The organism is Rhodoblastus sphagnicola (assembly GCF_002937075.1).
Classification (GTDB): domain Bacteria; phylum Pseudomonadota; class Alphaproteobacteria; order Rhizobiales; family Beijerinckiaceae; genus Rhodoblastus; species Rhodoblastus sphagnicola.
The window spans coordinates 23,036-46,493 of record NZ_NHSJ01000053.1 but is presented as its reverse complement, the minus strand read 5'-3'; the positions used below and the strand labels follow the sequence as shown (position 1 = coordinate 46,493).

17 protein-coding genes are annotated in these 23,458 nt (G+C 64.4%); all 17 read left to right on the top strand.

Translation table 11 applies throughout. The annotated features are described in order from the left end of the window. The first annotated feature begins 513 nt into the window (after positions 1-513). The 17 genes from CCR94_RS08435 (at position 514) to CCR94_RS08355 (ending at position 23,390) form a co-directional block, all read left to right on the top strand. Positions 514-1,110, top strand: a complete 597-nt coding sequence (locus tag CCR94_RS08435; RefSeq protein ID WP_104507431.1) for a polysaccharide biosynthesis/export family protein — start codon at positions 514-516, stop codon at positions 1,108-1,110. An 889-nt stretch (positions 1,111-1,999) separates the two neighbouring features. Next, positions 2,000-3,337: an outer membrane beta-barrel protein gene (locus CCR94_RS08430; protein ID WP_146089912.1), complete on the top strand. Its 1,338-nt coding sequence runs from the start codon at positions 2,000-2,002 to the stop codon at positions 3,335-3,337. Between the two features lie 11 nt (positions 3,338-3,348). Then, complete coding sequence (locus tag CCR94_RS08425; RefSeq protein ID WP_146089911.1) at positions 3,349-3,873, top strand: hypothetical protein; 525 nt, start codon at positions 3,349-3,351, stop codon at positions 3,871-3,873. Between the two features lie 188 nt (positions 3,874-4,061). Beyond that, entirely contained in the window at positions 4,062-4,586 is a 525-nt protein-coding gene (gene nusG, locus CCR94_RS08420) for a transcription termination/antitermination protein NusG (protein ID WP_158254680.1), read from the top strand. Positions 4,587-4,761: 175 nt separating this feature from the next. Further along, positions 4,762-6,228 (top strand): O-antigen ligase family protein, encoded by a 1,467-nt coding sequence (locus CCR94_RS08415; RefSeq protein WP_158254679.1) that lies wholly within the window; start codon positions 4,762-4,764, stop codon positions 6,226-6,228. 35 nt (positions 6,229-6,263) lie between these two features. Continuing rightward, a complete protein-coding gene (locus CCR94_RS08410; protein ID WP_104507426.1) occupies positions 6,264-8,528 on the top strand; it encodes a GumC family protein in 2,265 nt (754 codons plus the stop codon). 149 nt (positions 8,529-8,677) lie between these two features. Next, on the top strand, positions 8,678-9,211 hold the full coding sequence (locus tag CCR94_RS08405; RefSeq protein ID WP_146089909.1) for a hypothetical protein: 534 nt from the start codon (positions 8,678-8,680) through the stop codon (positions 9,209-9,211). A gap of 182 nt (positions 9,212-9,393) precedes the next feature. Beyond that, positions 9,394-11,226, top strand: coding sequence for an asparagine synthase (glutamine-hydrolyzing) (gene asnB, locus CCR94_RS08400; protein ID WP_104507424.1), 1,833 nt, complete (start codon positions 9,394-9,396; stop codon positions 11,224-11,226). Positions 11,227-11,450: 224 nt separating this feature from the next. After that, positions 11,451-12,812, top strand: a complete 1,362-nt coding sequence (locus CCR94_RS08395; RefSeq protein ID WP_425332323.1) for a nucleotide sugar dehydrogenase — start codon at positions 11,451-11,453, stop codon at positions 12,810-12,812. Next, positions 12,809-13,960 (top strand): non-hydrolyzing UDP-N-acetylglucosamine 2-epimerase, encoded by a 1,152-nt coding sequence (wecB, locus tag CCR94_RS08390; protein WP_104507423.1) that lies wholly within the window; start codon positions 12,809-12,811, stop codon positions 13,958-13,960. Before CCR94_RS08395 ends, wecB begins: the two co-directional genes overlap by 4 nt. Continuing rightward, complete coding sequence (locus CCR94_RS08385; RefSeq protein ID WP_104507422.1) at positions 13,957-15,219, top strand: glycosyltransferase family 4 protein; 1,263 nt, start codon at positions 13,957-13,959, stop codon at positions 15,217-15,219. The genes wecB and CCR94_RS08385 overlap by 4 nt, the downstream gene beginning before the upstream one ends. 2 nt (positions 15,220-15,221) lie before the next feature. Further along, positions 15,222-16,901, top strand: a complete 1,680-nt coding sequence (locus CCR94_RS08380; protein WP_104507421.1) for a heparinase II/III family protein — start codon at positions 15,222-15,224, stop codon at positions 16,899-16,901. Next, positions 16,898-19,039: a bi-domain-containing oxidoreductase gene (locus tag CCR94_RS08375; RefSeq protein WP_104507420.1), complete on the top strand. Its 2,142-nt coding sequence runs from the start codon at positions 16,898-16,900 to the stop codon at positions 19,037-19,039. Before CCR94_RS08380 ends, CCR94_RS08375 begins: the two co-directional genes overlap by 4 nt. Next, positions 19,023-20,021 (top strand): glycosyltransferase family 2 protein, encoded by a 999-nt coding sequence (locus CCR94_RS08370; RefSeq protein ID WP_244593992.1) that lies wholly within the window; start codon positions 19,023-19,025, stop codon positions 20,019-20,021. Before CCR94_RS08375 ends, CCR94_RS08370 begins: the two co-directional genes overlap by 17 nt. Positions 20,022-20,023: 2 nt before the next feature. Then, a complete protein-coding gene (locus CCR94_RS08365; RefSeq protein ID WP_104507419.1) occupies positions 20,024-21,193 on the top strand; it encodes a glycosyltransferase family 4 protein in 1,170 nt (389 codons plus the stop codon). Then, positions 21,193-22,320 carry a glycosyltransferase gene (locus tag CCR94_RS08360; RefSeq protein WP_158254678.1) on the top strand — a complete coding sequence of 376 codons (1,128 nt, stop codon included), beginning with the start codon at positions 21,193-21,195 and terminating at the stop codon, positions 22,318-22,320. The genes CCR94_RS08365 and CCR94_RS08360 overlap by 1 nt, the downstream gene beginning before the upstream one ends. Beyond that, positions 22,317-23,390 carry a CgeB family protein gene (locus CCR94_RS08355; protein ID WP_146089908.1) on the top strand — a complete coding sequence of 358 codons (1,074 nt, stop codon included), beginning with the start codon at positions 22,317-22,319 and terminating at the stop codon, positions 23,388-23,390. Before CCR94_RS08360 ends, CCR94_RS08355 begins: the two co-directional genes overlap by 4 nt. The last annotated feature ends 68 nt before the right edge of the window (positions 23,391-23,458 follow it).

The following is a 23,458-nucleotide window of genomic DNA, read 5'->3' as shown; positions in this document are numbered from 1 at the left end:
CGCGTCCAGCGAGATTCCGAAGAGCGTCGAGGCGCTGAGGCAGTTCTGGATGCCGATCAGGTTCAAGCGCGACACGTGAGCCGGTCCCCACCGGGGCTTCAGCCCCTGGTGCGCTCGTGCCGCTTACGTTCAATCGGGCGCCTCGACGCAATACGATAACGAGGCGGCGCTTCGGCGCAAAAGAGAACTCAGAAACGCGCCAACCGTTTACTGATTTTACCTGCGCCCGCGTCGAGCCGCCCAATCCCAATCTCGCCCGCGCGCCCATAGCAACCAGACCATCGCGCCCAAGCCTTGAACCTTGACGAGTAGGGCCGACTTTCGCGCTGACGCCGGGCTGGCGATCGCGGCATGGCCGCCCGATGTCACAGTGACGTTTCGGTCAAAGATGACGCGAAAAAACAAGGGGTTGCGATTTGTTGTCACGGTGGATCGCCGCCGCGCTCATTGACCCGTCCCCGACCGCCCCCCTAGAAAGCAACAAAATTCGGACATCAGGGGCGCAATCCAGAAATGCATTTTTTTTCGCTCCTGGCGAGAGCCGCTGTCATTGTCGGTTTCTGCGGAAGTTTGAGCGCTTGCGACACGGTGGCGAGCTTGGGACCCGCTTCGCCCGAAGAGCAACAAGCTCTGATCCAGGCGGCGGCGACGAGTTCTCCGGCGTTGCAGCCTGGCGACAAGATCAGGGTGACCGTGTTTGGCGAGGACCGGCTTTCGGGCGAGTATGAAATAGACTCGGCTGGCTACGTCTCGTTGCCTCTGGCCGGCACCGTCAAGCTCGGCGGTTTGAGCAAACTACAGGCTGAACGCGCGCTCTCCGCCAAATTCACCACCGAATATTTGCGCAATCCCAAACTGACGGTCGACATCGCGAGCTTTCGGCCGTTCTACGTGATGGGCGAGGTCGCCAAGCCCGGAGAATACCCGTTCAAGAACGGCCTCAATGTGATGAGCGCGATCGCCTTGGCGGGGGGGCACACAATTCGGGCCAAGGATTCCATGGTGCGGATCAAGCACGTCGGCGACGAAGGTTTCAAGGAATACAATTTGTCTCCGACGATCCCGGTTTTGCCCGGCGATTTATTGTTTGTTCCTCGCCGGTACTTCTAAAAAGCGCTCATGGCGTCGCCGCCGACAAGATCCGGCGCGCGGCCTGCCGCTGTTGCGGCGCCTCCGATCTTGATTGCATGTCGCAAGCCTCGCGTCGATTTTGGCTCGCGCGCGACGTGAATGCATTATCGGGGCGACCGGGTCGCCGCGAATGGGCGGCCGTGCGCGCATCTTGCACCACCCAAGAACGTCGCGAGGGAACGGCGCGAGGGAAGAACGGCGCGAGAGTTGTCCGCGGCGTCGCTCGGCGAACACGCGATCGCGCTTGCGCCAAACCCTCGGCGCGGCGATGGTTTCGCCCTGTAATGCAGATGTCCCGCGCGACTCTGATCGGCCGGCGCTGGCGCGCGTTGGGCGCCAAAAGGCGCGCGCCGACACGAAATCGCGGCCATATTGGTCAATAGGCAAAGCCGACTCGCTGACATGATCCCTGGACTCCGCGACATCCGGTCGCAGTTGACGTTACGTCGATACGGAATTTCGTCTTGCGCGACGCCGGGATCGACCCGTCGCTGGGCGCCATCGGTCAGCCTTGGGTTTGTTGCGAAACGCGCTCCATTCGGAGCCGCCTCCGGAGGCGCTTGACGCGATGCGCGCCTAGTCGTCACCGGATGTCACGCGCGGTCTTCGGCGTCCTTAGGCGCGCTGAACCGGACGTGGACGGGTTTCATCGATGTAACCTTGCCAATGGCGCCCGCGCGCCCTGCCCTGTCGCCGCGCCCATTTCCGGCTGGCGTCTGTCGCCCGGCGCGCCGGCGCCGCCGAAGGCGTAACGCCGCGATGCCGGGAGCGCTCTCGCGTAACGTTGAGCGCGCGCCGAAATCCCCATATCTCAAACCCCTCAGGTCCAAGCGCCGCAGGTAACGGCGGTGTCCAATGGAGTCGCGCGGTGTTTACAATACCGAACTATATCGCGCTCGGCGCCTGTGTCGCGGGATTGGCCTTTGCGACGACGGCGCGCGCGGACGATGACGGATACGCCCGCATCGGGTCGACTTCGGCGGAACTGGACGCGGCGGGCGGCGCGCTTGGCGGCCCGGCGACCGGCGCCATGGCTCTTGGCGGCCTGCTGCTTTCGCCTTCGGTCTTTGTTGGCGGGTCTTTCAGCAAAACCAACTATACCAATCCAACATCTTCAGCTTCTTTGGGCGCCTTCAGGTTCGCTCCAAGCGTGTACGGCCAGCTTGACGAAGGCATTCACGTGGTCAAGGCCTATGTCCTGGCCGATGGCCGGGTCTCGGCGGGTCATGACTCGCGCGGCGGCGGCAATGACTCGCCGTTCACCGGACGCGCCGGCCTTGCTTACGCGTGGTCTCCGACCGATGATTTCGTCGCGCGCCTGTCGGCGGGATATACGCGACAGTACGCCCTCTTCGGGTCGTCCCTGGCGTCCTATTCTTCGGCCAATTCCGCCACGAGCTATGTGGATGCGCCGGTTGCGACAAATATTCTGGGCTACCGCCAGTTCACGAACCTGACCACCGGACGCTTCTCGCTCGAACGGAAATTGGGCGACTTGAGCTTCGTCCGGGCGGGGCTCGATGTGCAGGATCTCGTCTATGAGCGGCCGCCAGCCGGCGCCGCCGCCTCCGTGAACGGCATGAGTTACGGCGCTTTTGTCCGCGCCGGCTTTTGGCTGACGCCGCAGGTCAACGTGTTTGTGCAAGGCGGCGGCGATTGGCGCAGATACGCCCGTTCAGTGTTCGACAGCAATGGCGATCGCGTGATCGGCGGTTTCGCGACGGACGCCAGGGGCCTCGTTCGCGGCGAAATCTATGGCGGCTTGCAGCAACAATTCAGCGTCAGCAGCTCCTTTGGCGCGGTCTCGGCGCCGACCTTCGGGGCGCGCGTCTATTACGATCCAACGCCTTTGCTGACGCTGGCGGCCATGATTGACAGTTCCTACGCGTCGGTTGGCGCGCAGTTGAGCGCGCCGTCCGCGTCTACCGCCAATACGCTTCAGACGCGCGTGCAAGCTGAATACAATTTTCTTGAATATCTAAAAGCGGCAATTCGCGGAGGGTTCGCGCAATCAACCTATTCAAACAAGGAGCCAACAGCAACGGCGTGGACGGGGGGAATTGGCGTAAGTTATACATTCTGGAGAAATACGGCGATAAATATCGATTATCAGTTCAGTAGACATGAATCCGGCAACGGAGCCAGCACAGGCGTGGTGGCTTACTCAGAAAACATCGCCTCGATGGGCGTGACGTATAACTATTGACGGATCATATCATGAAAAAGTCGGCATTCTTGTTTGCGGGGGCGCTGCTTGCGGCTTCACAAACGATCGTTCAGGCGCAGACTTTGCAGCCAAAGCCGCGCCAGTGTCCGCGCATCGAGACGGTTACGACCGAGATTCGCGCGATGCTCAACAAAAACGTCGAGAGCCGCGTGTTGGCTCGTTATGTGGCGCGCGCGTGCGCCTGTAACCCCCGCGCGATCGCCATGATTCTCGAAGCCGCCGTTGCGTCGAGCAACGACAGCCAGAAGGCGGCCACTATTCAGGCGGTCGCCGAAGCGCTCGCAATGCTGAAATCGTCAAATCCGGCCGCCGCGGCCGGCATCCAAGCCTACCTCGACAAGCATCAAAACACGGACAATTCCGCGCTCAATGCGATTGTTCGCGAGGTCATAAACCACGCTTCCGCCGAGGGGTCTCGGAGCGCAAGCGGCCCCCGAGCGGGAAGTTCAGGGGGGTCTGATGTGGTCATCAGCAATTTTGGCGTCAATCCTGGTTCGCAGGTGAGCCCCCACTGAACTCCGAATACTTCGGCAGGAACACAACCAGCCCCCGAGGGGCCGGCGCGTTGGCTTTGACTTTATTCTGGAGATAGCAATGACCTTGGTAGACCACGGGTTCAGTTTCCTTGTTTGGCGGCGGCGCGATCGGTCCTTGTCGGCATCCGCGCAGCGTCGCCATGACTGAAGGCGCGACTGGAGCGCCAATGCGCCTCGACCCGTTCGAACTTGCCGAGGGCGAGCGATGGTATGTCGTTCAGGCCCTGGCGAAGCGCGAGACCAGCGCGCTGTATCACCTGAGCGAGCAGCAGTTTCGAACCTTTCTCCCCGTCATCGCTAAAACGGTGCGGCATGCGCGCAAGACCCGCCTTGTCAGGGCGGCTCTGTTTCCCGGTTATCTCTTCGTCGCGCTCGATCTTCAGCGCGACCGCTGGCGGTCGATCAACGGCACGATTGGCGTCGCCCGGCTCGTGATGACGCAAACGTCTCCCACGCCCCTGCCCTTCGGCATCGTGGAAAGACTTCTCGACTATCGCGACGAGGATGGCGCCTGCCGCTTCGATCGTGATCTCGTCGTCGGCCAAACCGTGCGCATTGTGCAGGGCCCGCTCGCCGAATTGATGGGCGAACTGGTCAGGCTCGACGCCAATGGACGCGTTCGCGTCCTTCTCGACATGCTCGGCGGCCAAGTGCCGGCGACGGTCGAACGCAGCGCTTTGGAAGCGGCATAAACACCACGCGCTGCCAGCGCGTTTTCGTCAATCGCATGGGTGAAACGCTCCGTTTCACCCAAATGGCGGCAGCATGGGCGTCGCAAGGACGCATCGCATGCGCGGATGGGTGAGACGGTTCGTTTCACCCAAACTGCGGCAGCGTGGCCATGCGCGACAACATCAGAAGAGACCTTTGGCCATCAGCGCATTCGATCCCGCCTCGCCGCGCCTGCGCCGCGATCCGGCGACCCCGTCCACGTGGATTGTCCTGTGGCGCGACGAACCCCTCGAGGCGCTGCTGCTGGCCGGTCTCATTCTCGGTCTCGCCTGGGCGCCGCTTTGGCTCGGCGGAGATCGTCCTTTCGCCTGGGGCGTAAACGGTGTCTGGTTTCCCGGGCTGACCGTGGTCTATGAGATCTCCCTGCTGATCCGCGAACGCAAACATCCGGTCGCCGCCAAGCAAATACTGGCCCCGCTCATCCTGTTCGCCGCCGTGGTCTTTTGGATCTCCGTCCAAATGTCCACCGTCATTCCGCCGGGATTTGCGCATCCGATCTGGCTCATCGCGGGCGACGCGCTCAAGACGCCGTTGAATGCGGCCATATCGGTCAATCCGCAGGCGAGCGCCCTCGCATTGATGCGTCTGTTGACCGACGCCAGCGTTCTCTGGCTGGCGATGCAACTGTGCCGGTCGCCCCGACGCGCCCTGATCCTGATCCAGGCCGTCGTCGCCATTTGCGCGGCCTATTCGCTACTCGGCATTGTCATGATGGTGTTCGCGGGCGGCGCCCTTCCCTTCAGCGACCTTGCGGGCGGCGGCGCGATCCGCGCGACCTTCGTCAACCGCAACACTTTTGCGACCTACGCCGGAATCGGCCTTGTCGGCGCGGTCGCGCTGATCTTGCGGTTCTATCGGCGCGAGGCGCCGGGCGATCCGGCGCTGAAAAGCTATCGTCTCGCCAGACTGATCGAGGCGACCGGCCAGAGCGGCTGGACGCTGATCGGCGCCGGACTGGTCATCCTGGTTGCGCTGCTGGGGACCGTGTCGCGCGGCGGCGTGCTGGCGGCTGTGCTGGCGATATTCACGCTGTTGCTCATGACTTTCGCGCGCAGCGGGCGGCGCGACGGACAGCAGATCGACATGGTCATTTTCCTCGCGGTGGCGGTGCTTGGCGGCTTCCTGCTGTTCGGCGACAAGATCGTCGGGCGCATTTCCGAAACCGGCCTTACCGACGCCTCGCGCCTCGCGGTCTGCGCCATCGTCATTGGCTCCATTAACGACGCCCTGTTCATCGGGTTTGGTTATGGAACGTTTGCCGACATCTTTCCGCTCTATCGCGACCAATCCATCAGCGTGTGGGGCATGTGGGACATGGCCCACAACACCTATCTGGAGACCTTGCAAGGCCTCGGAATTGCGTTCGGCGGCGCCTTGATCCTGGCGCTCGCCCTGCTGGTCTGGCGGTGCGCCTGGGGAGCTGTCCAGCGCCATCGCGACGCCACCGCGCCGATCGTCGCCGCGAGCGTCTCGCTGTTGATCGGCGCCCACGCCATGGTCGATTTCAGCTTGCAGATCGAAGCGGTGGCGCTGACCTTCATGGCCATTCTTGGCGCCGGCGTGGCGCAGTCGGAAAGTTCGCGCCGTCTCGCTTCCGACTGAGCGCGCCGGATCTGTTTCCCAAGCGGAAAAACTTGATGCTTGATCGCCCCAAAACGCCTGTCCTTGAAACCGCAGCGATCGTCGCCGAGAGCGGCGGCTTCGATTTTCGCGAGGCTCTGAATTTCGCCTGGCGGCAATGGAAATTCATTCTCGGCGTCTTGGCCTTGGCCATCCTGCTTGCCGCCATTCAATTGTCGCGGCAGACGCCGCTCTATACCGCGAACGCCCTGCTCCTTCTCGAACCCAACAGGAGCAAGCCGCTGGCGCAGGACATGGCGCCCATCGAAATGCCGTTCGACATAACGACTATCGAAAGCCAGATCGCGGTGATCCGGTCGAGCGCGCTGTTGCGGCGGGTCGTCGTCAAGGAGAAACTCGTCTCCGATCCTGAATTCGGCGTCAGCCCAATGGCGCCGGGCGCTGGAATGCTCGCCTCGATCAAAAGCTTTTTCGGCGGCAAGCCCGATGCGGACGCCGCCGCGAAAAAGGCATCCAGCCGAAGCGAGGTCGGGAGCGATCAGGCCTCGGCCGAGGTCATCGCCACGATTGAGCGGCTGAAAGGCGCGTTGAACGTCGCGCGGGCTGGCCAGGCCCTCGCGCTCAATGTCTCCATCACCTCCGCCGATGCCGGCAGGGCCGCGCGCCTGGCGAATGCGGTCGCCGACGCCTATGTCGTCGACAAGCTCGATGCGCGCTTCGAAGCCGCCAAGCGCGCCTCGACCTGGCTGAGCGAGCGTCTTGTCGAATTGCGCCAGCAATTGCGGGCCTCCGAGGAGGCGGTCACGCAATTTCGCGTCGACAATAATCTCGTGCCGTCGAACGCCGCAAATGTCAGCTTGACCCAGGACCAGATTGCGCAACTCAACGGACGCCTGGTCGCGGCGCGCGCCGAAGCCGGCGAGAAAAAGGCGCGCCTCGAATTGCTGCAGCGAATCCAGGCGAGCGGCGGCAACATTTCCGCTTTGCCCGATGTGATGAACTCCGGCGCGATCGCCGATCTGCGGAAGCAGGAAAATGACGTCTCGCGCCAGGAGGCCGAACTGCGGGCGCGCTACAGCGACCGCTACCCGGCGGTCGTCAATCTGCGCGCGCAACTCGCGGATATTCATCGCGCCATCAACGCCGAAATCGCGCGGCTCACCAACAACATCAAGAATGAGTACGAGCTGGCCGAGGCGCGCGAGGACGCGGTCGAGAGAACCTTGCGCGAAGCCACCGGGCAAAACGACATCGACAACGCCAAGGCCATCACTTTGCGCGAACTCGAACGCACCGCGGCGGTCAACAAGAGCCTGTTTGAAAACTTCTTGCAGCGGGCCAAAATCACCGAGGAGCAGTCGACGTTCGAGGCGCGTGAGGCGCGCGTGATTTCGCCGGCGCTGGCGCCCTCGGCGCAGTCGTGGCCGAAGACCGGAAATGTCATGCTCGTGGCCGCCTTTTTGGGGCTGCTGGCGGGCGTTGGCGGCGCCTATCTGATCGAGATTCTCAACGCCGGCTTCACAACGCCGCACCAGGTGGAAGAACTGCTGGACCTGCCGCTGATGGCGTCGATCTCGAAAATGGAGGCGCGTGATCTCACCGCCGACGGACAGATCGTGTCGATACCGCAATATCCTTTTGTCAAGCCGCTGTCGCGTTTCTCCGAAGCCGTCCGGTCGCTGCGCAGCGCCATTCAGATGAGCGACGTCGATCACCCGCCCCGGATCATTCAATGCACGTCGACCATACCGGGCGAAGGCAAGACGACGATCTGCATGACGCTTGGCAGTTCCGCCGCGCAATCCGGTCAGCGCGTTCTCATCATCGACGGCGATCTCCGTCATCCCTCGGTGTCGCGCTATTTCAAACTCGACAAGGCGCAGGGCCTGACCGATTATCTGATCGGCGACGGCGCGATCACCGATATCATCGTTTATGACGAGGATCTGAAACTGTGGGTGCTGCCCGCGGGATCGAAGACGCAGAACCCGCCGGATCTCCTCGGGTCGAACAAGCTGAAGGCGCTCATGGACATTCTGCGCGCAAAATTCGACATGGTCGTGATCGACACCCCGCCGGTCGGCCCAGTGGTCGATCCGCTGATTGTGTCGCAAATGGTCGACAAGGTCGTTTTCATCGTGCGCTGGGCTTCGACGGGCCGCGAAATGATCGCTCATTCGATCCAGCGCCTCTCAGGGAATAAAAAAGTCGCCGGACTGGTGTTCAATCAGGTGGTCGACGCTCAGGCGCAAAAATATGGCAAATACGCCTATAGCTATTATTACGGCGGGCGTTACTACAAGAAATACTATAACGAATGATCAATATTCGCGAAGCGCGTTTCTGGACCGCTTTTGTGGTCATTGGCCTGTGCGCTTTGACCATGTCCTGGGCGGCCTCGACGCTTCAATTCGGTTGGGCGCGGCAGTCGACGAACCCGCCAGACACGAAAGCGCGCCTGGAGCCTTTCATGGCGCAGACGCCGGTCGCGGCGCTCGCGCAAAGGCTTGCTCTGGCGGCCTCGGCCTCCACCGCCGCGCGCATCGACGCCTTGCAGAACCTGCTGGGCTCGACGCCCTTGGCGAGCGGCGCCTGGCTCGATCTGGCCATCGCGCGCGCGAAGGTCGGCGCGCCAATGGAGGACGTTTCCAGCGCCCTGGCCATGTCGGCCATGACGGGGCCCAATGAAGCGCGCTTGATGGCGGGCCGCGCGGCGTTCGGGCTTCCCTATTGGGAACGCCTGCCGCCGGATGTGCGGCGGACGCTGATCAACGATCTCGTGGGCGGCTGGAGCGCGATTGGCCCCGGGGAGCGCCTCGCGCTCGCCGACCAGATCGCGCTCGTCCCGGACCCGTCGCGCGGAGAAATGCTTGCGGCATTGCTGTTGGTGGGCAAGCCGGCCGATCCCATCATCAAGGCCCTGGACCTGTCGCCCGAGGCCGGCGCGGACGGCGGCGACGAGACGGCGGCGCCTGTCAAGCCCGGGCCGGCCGAGACCCGATAGAACGTTCTATCACATGTCATTCTGCGGTTTGAACCAGGACAGGAGGGAAATGCCGTTCCGCGAACTTGCGGAGCTGCGGATCTCACTGCGTGTCTCAGGCCTGTTTGGACGCCTCGATTATGCGCGTTCTCCGGAACGAATAGGCGTGGCAATCGCGCGACCATCAGTTCGAGTCGGTCTTCATGTGCGGGATCAACGGCATTTTTGCTTACAGCCAAGCAGCTCCGCCGATCGACCGGGCCGAATTGCTGCGGACGCGCGAGCGCATGGCCAGGCGTGGTCCCGACGGGGCCGGTGCGTGGGTATCCGCCGATGGCCGCGTCGGCTTGGGGCACAGGCGGTTGGCGATCATCGATCTTTCTAAAGCCGGCGCTCAGCCGATGACGAGCGCCGATGGCAATCTGGCGATCACCTACAATGGCGAGATCTACAATTACCAGGCGATCCGAAACGATTTGATCGCGAAGGGCTGCGTGTTTCGCGGGCGTTCGGACACGGAAGTGCTGTTGCATCTTTATGCGCTGAAGGGCGCCGAGATGGTGCATGATCTGCGAGGCATGTTTGCCTTCGCGATCTGGGACTCCCGGGCGAACAGTCTATTCCTCGCGCGCGACCCCTATGGCGTCAAGCCGCTCTACTATGCCGCGACGGGCGGGACTTTTCGCTTCGCGAGCCAGGTCAAGGCGCTGCTCGCCGGCGGCGCCATTTCCGGCGAGCCGGAGCCCGCAGGCCAGGTCGGATTCTACCTGTTCGGCAGCGTGCCCGAACCGTTCACCTGCTACCGGGATATCAGCGCTTTGCCCGCCGGATCGGCGATGGTCGTGGAACGGATGAGCGCCGCCGAACCCAGGCAATATTTCTCCGTCGCAAAGGTCTACCACGACGCCGAAATGCAGTCGGCGCATGGAGCGAGGCGCAGTCGCGAGCATGGCGTCGAAGACATTCGATCCGCCCTCCTCGACAGCGTGCGCCATCACTTGGTCGCGGACGTGCCCGTCGGCGCGTTCCTTTCCGCCGGAATCGACTCCTCGTCGCTGGTTGGTCTGATGCGCGACGCGGGTCAGCAGGAGATCATGGCGGTCACGCTGACGTTTGACGATTTCCTGAAGACCACCGACGACGAAAGCCTGCTCGCCGCGGAAGTCGCCAAAGCCTATGATGTGAAACATGCGGTTCGGGTCGTTGGCGAAGCGGAGTTTCTGAAGGATCTGCCGGAGATCCTTGACAATATGGACCAGCCATCCGTCGATGGCGTGAACACGTGGTTCGTGTCCAAGGCCGCAAACGAACTGGGCTTGAAAGTCGCCATTTCGGGTTTGGGGGGCGACGAGCTGTTTGGCGGCTACCCGTCATTTCGCGACATTCCGAGATGGGTGCGCCGGCTGCATGGGCCATCGCGCGTGCCAATGCTCGGTCGAATCGCGCGAGTCGTCGGCGCGCCCGTCGTCAACAGGCTTGGGGTTCATCCGAAAGCGGCGGGAATGTTGGAATATGGCGGCGACTACGCGGGCGCATATTTGTTGCGGCGCGGCCTGTTCATGCCTTGGGAGCTGCCGGGATTGCTCCCGCCCGACGTCGTGGCCGCCGGTTTGCGTCGACTGCGGCCGCTTCAGCTGATCGCAAGAGAGAGCGACCCGAGCCCCAAGGCGGCCGCGGATCGAATCTCAGCGCTCGAATCCGGGCTGTACCTGAAGAACCAGCTCCTGCGTGACACGGACTGGGCGAGCATGGCGCATTCCCTTGAGGTCAGGACCCCTTTGGTCGACACAACGCTGCTTCGCCAATTGGCGTCTGTGACGGCGTCCGAGCAAATCACGCGAAACAAGAGCCTGCTCGCGGAAGCGCCGACGCAGCCCTTGGGCGAGGTATTGAAGCGTCGGCCCAAGACCGGATTCAGCACGCCGATCGCGCATTGGCAGAAGCGCATGTCGCAAGAAAAGATCGCGCCGCCCATTCGCCGGGCCAGCATGCCTTGGGCGCGCATCTGGGCGCAAATCATCATGGCCTGCGCCTGATCCTGGGCGCGGCGCCATAAGAGGGAACAACCGACGCCTCCCGCGGACGCGTCAGCATTGCGATCCCGGCGAATAACGGGCCGCGTTCAGACGGCCGCTCACTCCGATTTGGCGAACAAGGTCTCTGCGGCGCGTCCAGCGACAGCGCCGCCAGCGCGGCTCAGGCGCGCTTGAGCCCGTTCGCCTGAAAACGCCACCAGCTTCACTTCAGTCGTCAATCCAGGTTGGGAATTTTGGAAATGGACACGCTTGTGCAGACGAGAGCCGCCGACCTTCCGGCCCTGTTCAGAGAAAAGCGCGGGCGCCTAGGCGTGATCGGGCTTGGCTATGTCGGATTGCCGATTTGCCTCGCCGCCGCGCGCGCTGGCCTCGACGTGATCGGCTTCGATATTGACAAGGCCAAACCCGAAGCGTTGCGACGCAATGAGAGCTATCTCAAGCACATTGACGCGGCGGCGGTGACGGCCGCCGTCGAAAGCGGCCGCTTTCAGGCGACGAGCGACCTCGCTCTTTTGAGCGAGGCGGACGCCCTGCTGATCTGCGTCCCCACGCCCTTGACGGCGCATCTCGATCCCGACCTCAGTTATGTCGTGAAAACCGCCGAGATGATCGCAGAGATTCTGCGGCCCGGTCAGATTGTCATCCTTGAGAGCACGACCTATCCGGGAACGACGGAGGATGTGGTGCGTCCCATCCTCGAGCAAGGCGGGTTGAAAGTCGGCGAGGATATTCTGCTCGCGTTCTCGCCCGAGCGGGAGGATCCGGGAAATGAACGCTTCAGTTCGGCGACAATACCGAAGGTTGTCGGCGCCGACGACGAATTGTCGTTGGCCGCGGTCACTGCGGTCTATGACGCCTTTGTCGAGCGCACCGTGCAGGTGTCCTCGTCGCGTGTCGCCGAAGCCGTCAAATTGACCGAGAACATCTTTCGCGCGGTCAATATCGCGCTCGTCAACGAACTCAAGCTGGTCTACGAGCCGATGGGCGTTGACGTTTGGGAAGTCATTGATGCGGCCAAGACGAAGCCGTTTGGCTTCATGCCGTTTTATCCCGGTCCGGGGCTTGGCGGTCACTGCATCCCGATCGATCCATTCTATCTCACCTGGAAGGCCCGGGAATATGGCATGGCGACCCGGTTCATCGAACTCGCCGGGCAAATCAATTCGGCCATGCCGCAACATGTCGTCAACCGCCTGGCTCAGGCGCTCGACATGCATTCGGAGCGGGGATTGAACGGCGCCCGCGTTCTGGTCTTGGGAGTCGCCTACAAGAAGAATGTTGACGACATGCGGGAAAGCCCGGCCCTGAAGCTGATCGAACTGGTTGAGGCGCGCGGCGCCAAGACCGAATTCTACGATCCTTTCGTGTCGCTCATTCCGCCCACGCGCGAACACGCGGCGCTTTCGGGCCGTCGCAGTCTGCCGTGGTCGGCGGCCCTCGCCGGCGGCTATGACGCAACGCTGATCGTGACCGATCACGACACGGTGGACTATCGCGCGATCGTCGATTGCGCGCCGCTCGTCGTTGACACGCGCAATGCCTGCCGCCGGTTTGGCGTTCAATCGTCCAAGATTGTCCTGGCATGAATGCGCCCCCCGCTTGGCGCGTCGACTGCATCGTCGGCGCGCGTCCGAATTTCGTGAAAATCGCGCCGATCCTGCGCGCGCTCAAGGCGGGAGGATTCAGCGCCCGATTGATCCATACGGGGCAGCACTACGACCGCGCCATGAGCGAAGTTTTCTTCAACGAGCTGCAAATTCCCGAGCCGGACATTGACCTCGGCGTGGGCTCCGGAAGCGGAATCGCGCAGACCGCGCAGATCATGATCGGACTAGAACCGGTGTTGCTGGCGGAGAGGCCGGACATGCTCCTGGTGGTCGGTGACGTCAACTCGACGCTGGCGGCCGGTTTGGTGGCGGCGAAGCTGCTGATTCCGCTCTGCCATGTCGAGGCGGGCCTGCGCAGCGGCGACTGGACCATGCCCGAGGAGGTCAACCGCTTCGTCACCGACGGGCTTTCGGATCTTCTGCTGACAACCGAGCGCGAGGCCGAGGAGACCTTGCTGCGCGAAGGCATTCCGCGCGATCGGATCCATTTCGTCGGCAATGTGATGATCGACTCCCTGCTGGCCTCGCTCGTCCGGGCGCCAAGCGCGGAGGCGACGCTCGCAGCGCATGACGGCGCCTTGGCATTCCGCGCGGAAGCCATGTCCAGAGGGTTCGGACTTGTGACTCTGCACCGGCCGTCCAATGTCGACGACCCCGCGCGGCTCTCCGAGTTGCTGGAGACTCTCGCGGAGATCAGCGCGCGTCTGCCGCTCGTCTTTGCCGTCCATCCCCGCACGCGCGCGCGCATCGCGGAGAACGGTCTCGCGCGGCTGCTTGAGAACCGGCTTATTCTCACGACGCCGCCGCTGCCCTATCTTCAGGTCATCAGCCTGATGAAGTCCGCGCGTCTGGTCATTACCGACAGTGGCGGCGTCCAGGAGGAGACGACGGCGCTCGGCGTGCCGTGCCTTACGGCGCGGGCCAGCACCGAGCGGCCGATCACGATCACGCAGGGCACCAACACGCTCGTCGGCTTGTCGACGGTCGCGCTCAAGAACGCCGTGATGGACGTCCTGGAGAACGGCGGCAAGCGCGGGCGCACGCCCGAACTGTGGGACGGACGCGCCGCGGAGCGCGTGAGCGCGCGCATCGGCGACTATCTGACCGACAGGGCGAAATCCAAGTGACTCGCCTTGTGTTCTTCAGCCATTACTATCCGCCGGAGGTCAACGCGCCGGCGTCGCGGACCTCGGAGCATTGTCGCGCGTGGGCGCGCGCGGGCCACGAGGTCACGGTCATCACTTCGGCGCCCAACCACCCCAGGGGCGAGCTTTATCCCGGCTATCGCAACAAGGTGTTTCAGGTCGAAACCGCGGACGGCGTCAAGGTGGTGCGGGTCTGGACCTATCTCGCCGCGAATGCGGGGTTTTCGCGACGAATTCTCAATTACCTGTCCTATATGCTGACGGCGGTCCACGCCGCGTTTCGTTTGCCGCGGCCCGACGTTTACGTCTCGACCTCGCCGCAATTCTTTTGCGGCCTGGCCGGAATGATCGCGGCCCGACTGCGTCGCCGTCCCTGGGTGTTGGAGATCCGGGACCTGTGGCCGGAAAGCATCGTGACCGTCGGCGCCATGCGCAAGGGGCCCGTGATCCGCGTGCTCGAATGGCTCGAACGCCTCGCCTATCGCAACGCCGACCGGATCGTGTCCTTGACCGACGCATTCGTCCCTCACATCGACGAACGCTGCGGGGATCGAGGCAAGATCGTCGTGATCAAGAATGGCGTCGATCTCGCCTTGTTCCAGCGCGGCTCCTGTGCGGCGGCGGTCAAGCGCGAATTCGGACTGGAGGGCCGTTTCGTCGCGGCCTATGTCGGCACGCATGGGATGGCGCATGGTCTCGACACGCTGCTGGATGCGGCGGCGGCGCTGAAGGACGATTCCGGAATAGCCTTCCTGATGGTGGGCGACGGCGCCGATCATGGTCGCCTCGCGGCGCGGGTCGCCAGCGAGCGGCTCGCAAATGTCGTGATGCTCGGGCAATTGCCGAAGGCGCGAATGCCGGACATCTGGGCGGCGACCGACGCCAGCCTCATTCTGCTCAAGCGCAGCGAAACCTTTCTCAAGGTTCTCCCCTCCAAGACCTTCGAGGCGATGGCCATGGAGGTTCCGATTGTGCTCGGCGTTGACGGCGAGGCGAAGGCGCTGGTCGAGGACGCTGGCGCCGGCCTGGCGATTGCGCCGGAAAGCGCGGCGGATTTGGCGGCCGCCGTCGTGCGTTTGCGCGATGACGCAAATTTTGCGCGCGCGCTTGGTCGGCGGGGCGGCGCTTATGTGCGCGCGCATTTCGATCGCGAGCGGCTGGCGCGACGCTATATCGAGGCGCTCGACGCCGCCGTTGCGGCCAAGGGCGCGAAGCCGGACGGCGCAGAGCTGCGGGCGTGATCATGATGTTCACGCTTGAGCGCGCGTCGCGCCTGTTCGAATTCGCGCGGCGCATGCCCTTACCCAAGCTTGCGCGTCGCGTCGAACTCGCCATCCGCCGGCAGGTTCGCGATCGGCTGTGGCGCCGTCCCGGCCGGCCAAGGCCTCTGCCGCCGCGCGCATCCGCCCCGCCGGCCCCGCTGTTCGCCGCGCGTCGTTCTTGCGTCGCGACGGAGGGCGGCGATCTGCGCTTCACCTTCCTCAATCGCGCCATAACCATGCCGGCGCAGTCGATCGATTGGTCGGCGCCATCGCCGGCGCCGGCGGATCAGCTGTGGCGGATGAACCTGCACTATCTGGAATATCTCGAAGGCGCGGACGACAATCTCTGGCGCCGGATCGTGGCGGACTGGATCGCCGGCAATCCGCAAACGCGCAAAGGCGCCTGGCGCGACAGCTGGAACAGCTATGCGCTGTCGCTGCGCGTCGTGGTGCTGATGCAGGAGCTTCATCGACGCGGCGCGCGCGCGCCCAAGTCGCTGCGCGACAGCGTTGAAGCGAGCGTCGTCGCGCAGATCCGTTTCCTGGAGCGCAATCTCGAGACCGATCTCGGCGGCAATCATCTCATCAAGAACATCAAGGCCTTGATCTGGGCTTCGGCCTATTTCGCCAACCGCGAGGCGGAGCGCTGGCGGCGGACGGGTCTCGACCTGCTGGCGCGCGAACTCAAGCGCCAGATCCTGCCGGACGGCATGCACAACGAGCGCTCGGCTTCCTACCATGCGCAAGTCTTTGCTGATTTGCTGGAATGCCGGCATGCGCTCGGCGAAGATCCTCTGGACGGCCGGCTCGATCAGGCGCTGGACCGCATGGCGCGGGCGACCGCCGATCTCGCGCACCCCGACGGCGGGCCGACGCTGTTCAACGATTCCGGCCTCACCATGGCCTATGCGCCGGATGAATGCCTCGAAGCCCATGCGGCCTTGACCGGGCGCTCGCCCGAGCGACGGCGGGTGTTCGCGCTGAGGGACGCCGGCTATTTCGGCATGAGGACGAAGCGGCATTATCTGGTCGTCGATTGCGGCCGCATCGCGCCGGACGATCTCCCGGCGCATGGACACGCCGACGTGCTGTCTTTCGAGTGGTCGGTCGACGGCCGGCGCATCCTTGTCGACCAGGGCGTGTTCGAATATTTCGCCGGCCAGAAGCGCCGGCGCGCCCGGTCCGCCGCCAGCCACAACACGCTTTGCATCGAGGGGACAGACCAGGCCGATTTCTTCGGCTCGTTCCGTTGCGGGCGCCGTCCCAATGTGACGCTGCGCGATTACGCGCGTCGCGCCGACGGCTTCTGTCTCGAGGGCAGTCATGACGGTTTCAGGCGCCTTCCAGGCGGGCCGGTTCACGTCCGCCGCTTCGAGGCGGACGCGCGATCCGTGCGAATCCTCGATCGGGTCGAAGGGGAGCTTTTCGCCCCCGCGCACATAGGTTTTCTGCTTCATCCCGATGTCAGGGCGAGCGTTCAAGACGGCGCGGCAAGTCTTGAATGTCGCGGCGCGCGGGCGATGCTCCGCTGCAACAGGCCGATCGCTGTCGCGCCCGCGGTCTGGTGGCCGGACATGGGATGCGAATTGACGACCCTGCGGCTGTCCGTGGCCTATGCGCCGCGCGACACCCCACTCACGACGCAATTGGAGATCCTGTGAAGCAAGTCGTACAAAGTTATCGCACAGGCGAACTCAAGGTCGCCGATGTGCCGGCGCCCCGCCTGGGCGCGGGAAGCCTGCTGGTGGCGACGCGCGTCTCCCTGATCTCGGCGGGCACCGAGAAACAGCTCATGGATCTCGCCAAGGCCTCGCTCGCCGGCAAGGCCATGGCGCGTCCGGACCTTGTCCGCCGCGTCCTTCGCAATGTGCGCAAGGACGGGTTGAAGCCGACCATCGAGAAGGTGTTCGCCAAGCTCGACACGCCGATCCCGCTGGGCTACAGCCTCGCGGGAGAGATCATCGAGATCGGGCGCGCGGCGCCGGGCCACGTCGTCGGCGGGCGGATCGCTTGCGCCGGCGCGGGCCTCGCCAATCACGCCGAGATCAACGCCGTTCCGAAAAACCTGTGCGCGCCCATCCCGGAGGGGGTCGACGACGAAGATGCGAGCTTCGTCACGCTGGGCGCGATCGCGCTGCAGGGCGTGCGACAGGCTGCCCCCACGCTCGGGGAGTGCATTGTCGTGATGGGGCTCGGCTTGATCGGGCTGCTGACGGTTCAGCTTCTCAAGGCCAATGGTTGCCGCGTGCTGGGGTTCGATCCCAATCCCGCCCGCGTCGCGCTCGCCAAGGACATGGGCGCCGATCTCGCGGTCTCGTCGGATCTGCCCGTGGTCGTGTCGGGTTTCACCGGTGGATATGGCGCCGACGCGGTGATCCTGACCGCCTCCACCAGCTCCAACGAGCCGATCAACCAGGCGGCTGAGATCAGCCGCCAGAAAGGTCGGATCGTGGTGGTCGGGCTCGTGGGCATGACCATTGACCGCGAGCCATTCTACAAGCGCGAACTCGACCTCAAGCTGTCAATGTCCTATGGCCCCGGCCGCCACGATCCCGATTACGAGCAGGGCGGGCATGATTATCCGTTGTCCTACGTGCGCTGGACCGAACAGCGCAACATGGAGGCGTTCCTGGCGCTGGTCGCGGAGGGCAAGGTCACGCCAAAGAAACTTGTGACCCATCGCTTTCCGATTGGCGAAGCCGAAAAGGCCTACGCGCTGCTGGAAAGCGCCGAGCCCTATCTCGCCGTTCTGCTCACCTATCCTGAAGACGCCGCCGCGCACATGGAGCGCAGCATCGCGCGCGTCACGGCGCCGGCGCGGACGTCGGCGGGCGCGGGCGTGGCTTTTGTCGGCCTCGGCAATTACGCCAAGAGCGTTCTGCTTCCGGCTTTCCTGAGGGCGGGCGGCGTCAGGCTCACTTCTGTGGTCACCGCGACCGGCGTCAGCGCCGGCCACGCCGGCGACAAATACGGCTTCGCCGCGATCGCGACAGATCCCGCCGCGGCGCTGTCTGATCCCGACACCGACATTGTGGTGATCGCCACGCGGCACGACACCCATGCCGCGCTCGCGGCGCAGGCGCTGGCCGCCGGCAAGCATGTGTTTTGCGAAAAGCCGCTCGCGATCGACGCCGATGGCCTCGCCGAGGTCCTTGCGGCGGCGGAAGACGCGTCGGGCGTTCTGACGGTCGGATTCAACCGCCGCTTCGCGCCGCTTCTGGTCAAGGCCAAGGCGGCGCTGGAGCCGCGCTCAGGCCCCCTCGTCATGCTCTATCGGGTCAACGCCGGCGAAATCCCCGGCGACAGCTGGATCCAGCGCAGCGAGGGCGGCGGCCGCATCGTCGGCGAGGTCTGTCACTTCGTCGACGCCATGACTTTCTTGTGCGGCGCCTTGCCGATTGAAGCGACCGCCGTCGCCGCGCGCGGCCACGACGACGCCGTGTCGATCATCCTGCGCTTCGCCGACGGTTCGACGGGCGCGATCGTCTATTCTTCCCTCGGCGATCCGAGTCTTCCCAAGGAAATGATCGAAGTGTTCGCGGCGGGCCGCGTCATCCAGCTCGACGACTTCCGCCGACTGTCGGTCACGCGCGGCGGCAAGACCAGCGTCGTGAAAAGCGCTCAGGACAAGGGGCAAGCGGCGCTGGTCGCGGCGTTCCTGGCGGCGGCGCGCGAGGGCGCGGCGCCGATCCCGGTCGCCGAGCTTGAGGCGGTGACCGCCGCGACCTTCGCCATCGAGGCGGCTCTTGTGGGCTCTTGCGACGCGCCGGTCCGGGAACGCCATGCCGGCGACGCCTGAGATGATGCGCGTCGATGGCGCGGGGAGCGCGCTGGCTTTGCCAATGGGACCGATCACGGAGCCGCCGCCGCGCGAAACCGCTTTGTCGATCACGGCGATCATCTTGACCTTCGACGAGGAGATTCACCTGGAGCGCTGCCTCAAGAGCCTGTCGTCCCTGGTCGAGCGCATTGTTGTGGTCGACAGTTTCTCGACCGACGGCACCGTCGGCGTCGCGCGGGCCCTGGGCGCGGAGGTGGCGCAGCGCGCTTTCACACATCAGGCCGACCAGCTCCAATGGGCGCTCGACACGCTCGACATTCGAACGAACTGGGTGCTGCGCCTTGACGCTGACGAATATCTGGAGCCGGCGCTCATCGCGGAGATTCGCGCGCGCCTGCCTTCGCTGCCGTCAACGGTCGCCGGCGTCCGCCTCAGGCGGAAGCTGATATTTCGCGACAAATGGATCCGCTTCGGCGGCTATTACCCCACAGTTCTCTTGCGTTTGTGGCGAAACGGTCAAGCGCATGTGCCGCAGCTGCGGATGGACGAGCACATCGTGCTGAACGGCGGCGAAGCCATCGTCTTCAGCAAGGATTTCTGCGATCACAACTTGCGCGACATCACGTGGTGGACCGAAAAGCACAATCGCTACGCCACCCGAAAGATGGCGGATTTCATCGCGATGGAACGGGGACTGGGCAAGGCGAATGGAACGGGCGCCGATGCCGACGCTTCGCGCGCCTGGAAGCGGTTTCTTCAATATGCCGTGTTCCGCCGCATGCCGCTCTATCTCCGCGCGGTCCTGCTGTTTGGCTATCGCTACGTGTTGCGTCTCGGTTTCCTCGACGGCCGCCCCGGCTTCGTCTGGCACGCGCTGCAAGGCTTCTGGTACACGATGCTGATCGACGCCAAGGTGGAGGAGGCGCGCCTGTTCATCGCCGCGCGCGGGCTCGATGCGTTCAGGGCGCATGTCGCCGACCGGCACGGGATCGTTCTGTAGCCATGCGCGTCCTGATCCTGATGGGCGGCTACTGGCCCGGCCACGAAGCGACCGGCCCCAACCAGAGCCTGCGGCAGATGTGCCAGGCGATGTGCGGGACGCATGAATTCCTGGTCCTGGCGCGTGATCGTCCATTCGGCGCGGCCGCGCCTTCGGCGCCAAGCGGAAGCTGGATTGATCAGGGGTTCGCGAAGGTGCGCTACACGCCCGTTTCCGCAACAGGGCCAAGAGATCTGCGGCAGGTGTTGCGCACAACGCCTTCCGATGTGGTGTGGATGAACGGCTTCCATGATCGCGAGTTCACGCTGCCAACCCTGCTGATGCGCCGGCTCGGGCTGGTTCCGCGCGCGCCGGCGATCCTGTCCGCCCGCGGCGAGCTGGCGGTCGGCGCGCTTGGGCTCAAGTCGCCGCGCAAGACCGCCTACCAAGCCGTCGCGCGCGGCCTTCGCCTGTTGCGCGACGTCTGGCTGCACGCGGCCAGCGAGGAGGAGGCGGCCGACATTTCGGCGCGCGCTCCGGCCGCGCGCGGCGTTTTCCTGGCGCGCAACGTGAGGCGGCTTGTCGATCCGCCGCTGTCGCGACAGCTTGACGCCGCGCCTGACGACCCCTTGCGGATCGTCGTGGTCGGACGCATTGCGCGGGTCAAGAACATTGACTTCGCCATCAGGACGCTTGCGCATGTGAAGCGGGCCGTGGCGCTTGAAATCGTCGGGCCTGTCGAGGAAACCGACTATTGGCGGTCGTGCCAGTCGCTCATCGCGCAATTGCCGCCGCATGTGCGCGTGCGCCTCGTCGGCGCGATCCCGAACGCGGAAATCCCGGAGCGCGTGGCCGCCGCCGACCTCTTCTTCTCGCCGACGCTGGGAGAGAATTTCGGACATGCGATATTCGAGGCTTTGTCCTGCGCCGTCCCGGCGCTGATATCCAACCGCACGCCCTGGAAGGGGCTTGAGGCGAAGACCGCCGGCTGGGATCTGCCGCTTGGCGATCCCCGACTGTTCGCCGAGCGAATCGACGCCTTGGCGCGGTTGCCGGCGACCGAACGGCTGAAATGGCGCGCCGGCGCGCGGCGGGTCGCCGAGCGCTTCGTCAGCGGCAGCGACGCCGTGGCCGCAACCGCGCGCATGCTGGAAGCCGCGGTGGCCGGCGCCGGCGAGAGGAGGACCGCCTGATGGCCCGGATCGCCTTCGTGCAATGTCAAGTCTCCCAGCTCGACGAGCCCGTCTACAGCCGCATGTACGAGCTCGATCCGCATTCCGTCGCCGTGGTCTACTGGAATGATTACGGCTTCGCGCGCCAGCGCATCGATCCGGAGATTGGCATTGTGCCGGACCTCGGCGAGCCCGGCGGGCGCGATTATCCCAAGGTCTGGATCGACCGCTCCATGGCGGGCGCGCATCGGGACATTCTTGCCGCCGTGCTGCAATTCAAGCCGGAGATCGCCGTGCTTTCCGACCAGCCGCAGCTCGCGCGGCTGCGGCTCGCTTTCGCGCTTCGCCGGCGCGGGGTTCGCGTCGTGTTTCGCGTCGATAAAAATCAATTGTCGGAACGTCCGCGCCGAGGCTTCGCCCTGGCCCTGGAGCGGCAGGTTGCGCGCGGCGCCTTTGACGCGCTCGCGCCGACGAGCCCGCTGACAAGCGCTTACTATGCCTGGCCGGCCGCGCGCGAGAGCGTGCTTTTTCCCTATGCCACGAATGAGCGCAAGTTCGCGCCGCCGCCCGAGGTTCGCGCGCGCAAACGCGCGGAGACGCGCGCCCGGGGCGCCATTGCGCCGGATGCGTTCGTCTTCGTTTCGGCGACGAAGTTTTCGTCGCGCGAGAGCCCGTGGGAACTGGTGGAGAGCTATGCGCGCATCGCGGACATCGGCAACATTCATCTCCTCGCGCTTGGCGACGGTCCATTGCTGCCGGAAATCAAGCGGGAGTGCGCGCGACGCGGCCTTGACCGCGTGACATTTCCTGGTTTTGTCCCGTTTCGTGATTTGCAGGACTATTTCTTTGCGGCCGACGCTTACCTGCATCTGGTGGCGGTGGGGCCGTGGGAGGTGTCTCCGCAGGACGCGCTCGTCGCCGGACTTGGCCTTGTGACGACGGAAACGGTCGGCTCGGCAAGCGTGTTCCTGCGGGGCGCGTTGCGGCGCTTTCTCGTTCCCTTCGGAGACCGCGCCTTGAGCGCCGCGCGCATGCGCGAACTGGCTTTCGATCCCAACTCGGCCGCCTGGTTCGAGCCGGCGCGCTTGGCGACCGGCGACTATACCGTGGACGCCACGGCGCGACGCTGGCTGGAGGCGTTCAAGTGACGGCGATCAGCCCTGGACGGGCCCCCCTCATGGTCTTCTCCGGCGAGTTCTGGCGGGGCTCGAGCGGACTCGGGCTGGCGCATGGCTTTCGCAAGCTTGGCTGGGCGGTGCAGGAGATCGATCTGTCGCGCATTTTCGCCAGCACGAGCAATGCGCTCGTCGCGCGCGGCGCCCGCCGTCTGATGAAGCCGTTTCTGGTCCGGGAGTTCGAGCGCGCGCTGCGCGACGCCGTGACGACGCTGAAACCGGATCTGTTTCTGTCGATCAAAGGCACGCGCGTCACACGCGAGCTGTTGGAATGGATGGGCGGTCGCGGCGTCCCGCGCGCGCTGTTCTATCCCGATTTCCATTTCGATCATCCCGGCGTGTCGCTCGACGACTTCGCGCTCTACGATCTTGTCTTCACGACCAAGACCTTCCATCTTGATGTCCTGCGCGCGCGGCTTGGCGCGTCGAAGGTCTTCTATGTTCCGCACGGATATTCGGACGACGTGCACTGGCCGGTCCGGGGCCAGGTCGCGGACCAGGACTATGCGTTCGACATTCAACACATCGGCGCGCATTCGGCTTACAAGCAAGAGTGGATGCAGAGCCTCCACACGGGTTGCGCTGCGGCGAGCCTGCGGCTGATTGGCGCCCGATGGAGCCATGCGGAGGGCGTCGCCAATATTGGGAAGGTCGCCGTCGCGGATTCGATCTACGATTGCGCCTACAGTCGCGCCCTGCAGGAAGCGCGCATCAATATTGCGGTGATGATGGGGCCGCACAAATCGGGATGGCAGGACGCCGTTTCGACGCGCACCTTCGAAATCGCGGCCTGCGGCGGCTTCCAACTGCATATCGACAGCGAGGAATTGCGCGCGTTCTTCACGCCGGGTGAGGATCTCGACGTTTTCACGACGCCCGAAGAACTCTGCGACAAGACGCGCTTTTACCTTGAACGACCCGATCTGCGCGCCCGCATGATCGCGAAGGCGCGCGCGCGCTGCGCGCCCCGGCATGGCTATGACGCGCGAGCGGCGGAGATACATGAAAAATTCAAGGAAAATGGCGTCGCGCTCGGCGTGTGAAACACGAGTCGATCGGGCGCTCCGCCGGGACGCCGCGATCGCGTGGAACTCCGCTCATGGCTCGGCGT

What these genes read in the sequence shown, in the direction of transcription:
- CCR94_RS08435 (WP_104507431.1), top strand. Translation starts at nt 514, where the DNA reads ATGCATTTTTTTTCGCTCCTGGCGAGAGCCGCTGTCATTGTCGGTTTC.
- CCR94_RS08425 (WP_146089911.1), top strand. Translation starts at nt 3,349, where the DNA reads ATGAAAAAGTCGGCATTCTTGTTTGCGGGGGCGCTGCTTGCGGCTTCA.
- nusG (WP_158254680.1), top strand. Translation starts at nt 4,062, where the DNA reads ATGCGCCTCGACCCGTTCGAACTTGCCGAGGGCGAGCGATGGTATGTC.
- CCR94_RS08410 (WP_104507426.1), top strand. Translation starts at nt 6,264, where the DNA reads ATGCTTGATCGCCCCAAAACGCCTGTCCTTGAAACCGCAGCGATCGTC.
- CCR94_RS08405 (WP_146089909.1), top strand. Translation starts at nt 8,678, where the DNA reads ATGGCGCAGACGCCGGTCGCGGCGCTCGCGCAAAGGCTTGCTCTGGCG.
- asnB (WP_104507424.1), top strand. Translation starts at nt 9,394, where the DNA reads ATGTGCGGGATCAACGGCATTTTTGCTTACAGCCAAGCAGCTCCGCCG.
- wecB (WP_104507423.1), top strand. Translation starts at nt 12,809, where the DNA reads ATGAATGCGCCCCCCGCTTGGCGCGTCGACTGCATCGTCGGCGCGCGT.
- CCR94_RS08380 (WP_104507421.1), top strand. Translation starts at nt 15,222, where the DNA reads ATGATGTTCACGCTTGAGCGCGCGTCGCGCCTGTTCGAATTCGCGCGG.
- CCR94_RS08370 (WP_244593992.1), top strand. Translation starts at nt 19,023, where the DNA reads ATGCCGGCGACGCCTGAGATGATGCGCGTCGATGGCGCGGGGAGCGCG.
- CCR94_RS08365 (WP_104507419.1), top strand. Translation starts at nt 20,024, where the DNA reads ATGCGCGTCCTGATCCTGATGGGCGGCTACTGGCCCGGCCACGAAGCG.
- CCR94_RS08360 (WP_158254678.1), top strand. Translation starts at nt 21,193, where the DNA reads ATGGCCCGGATCGCCTTCGTGCAATGTCAAGTCTCCCAGCTCGACGAG.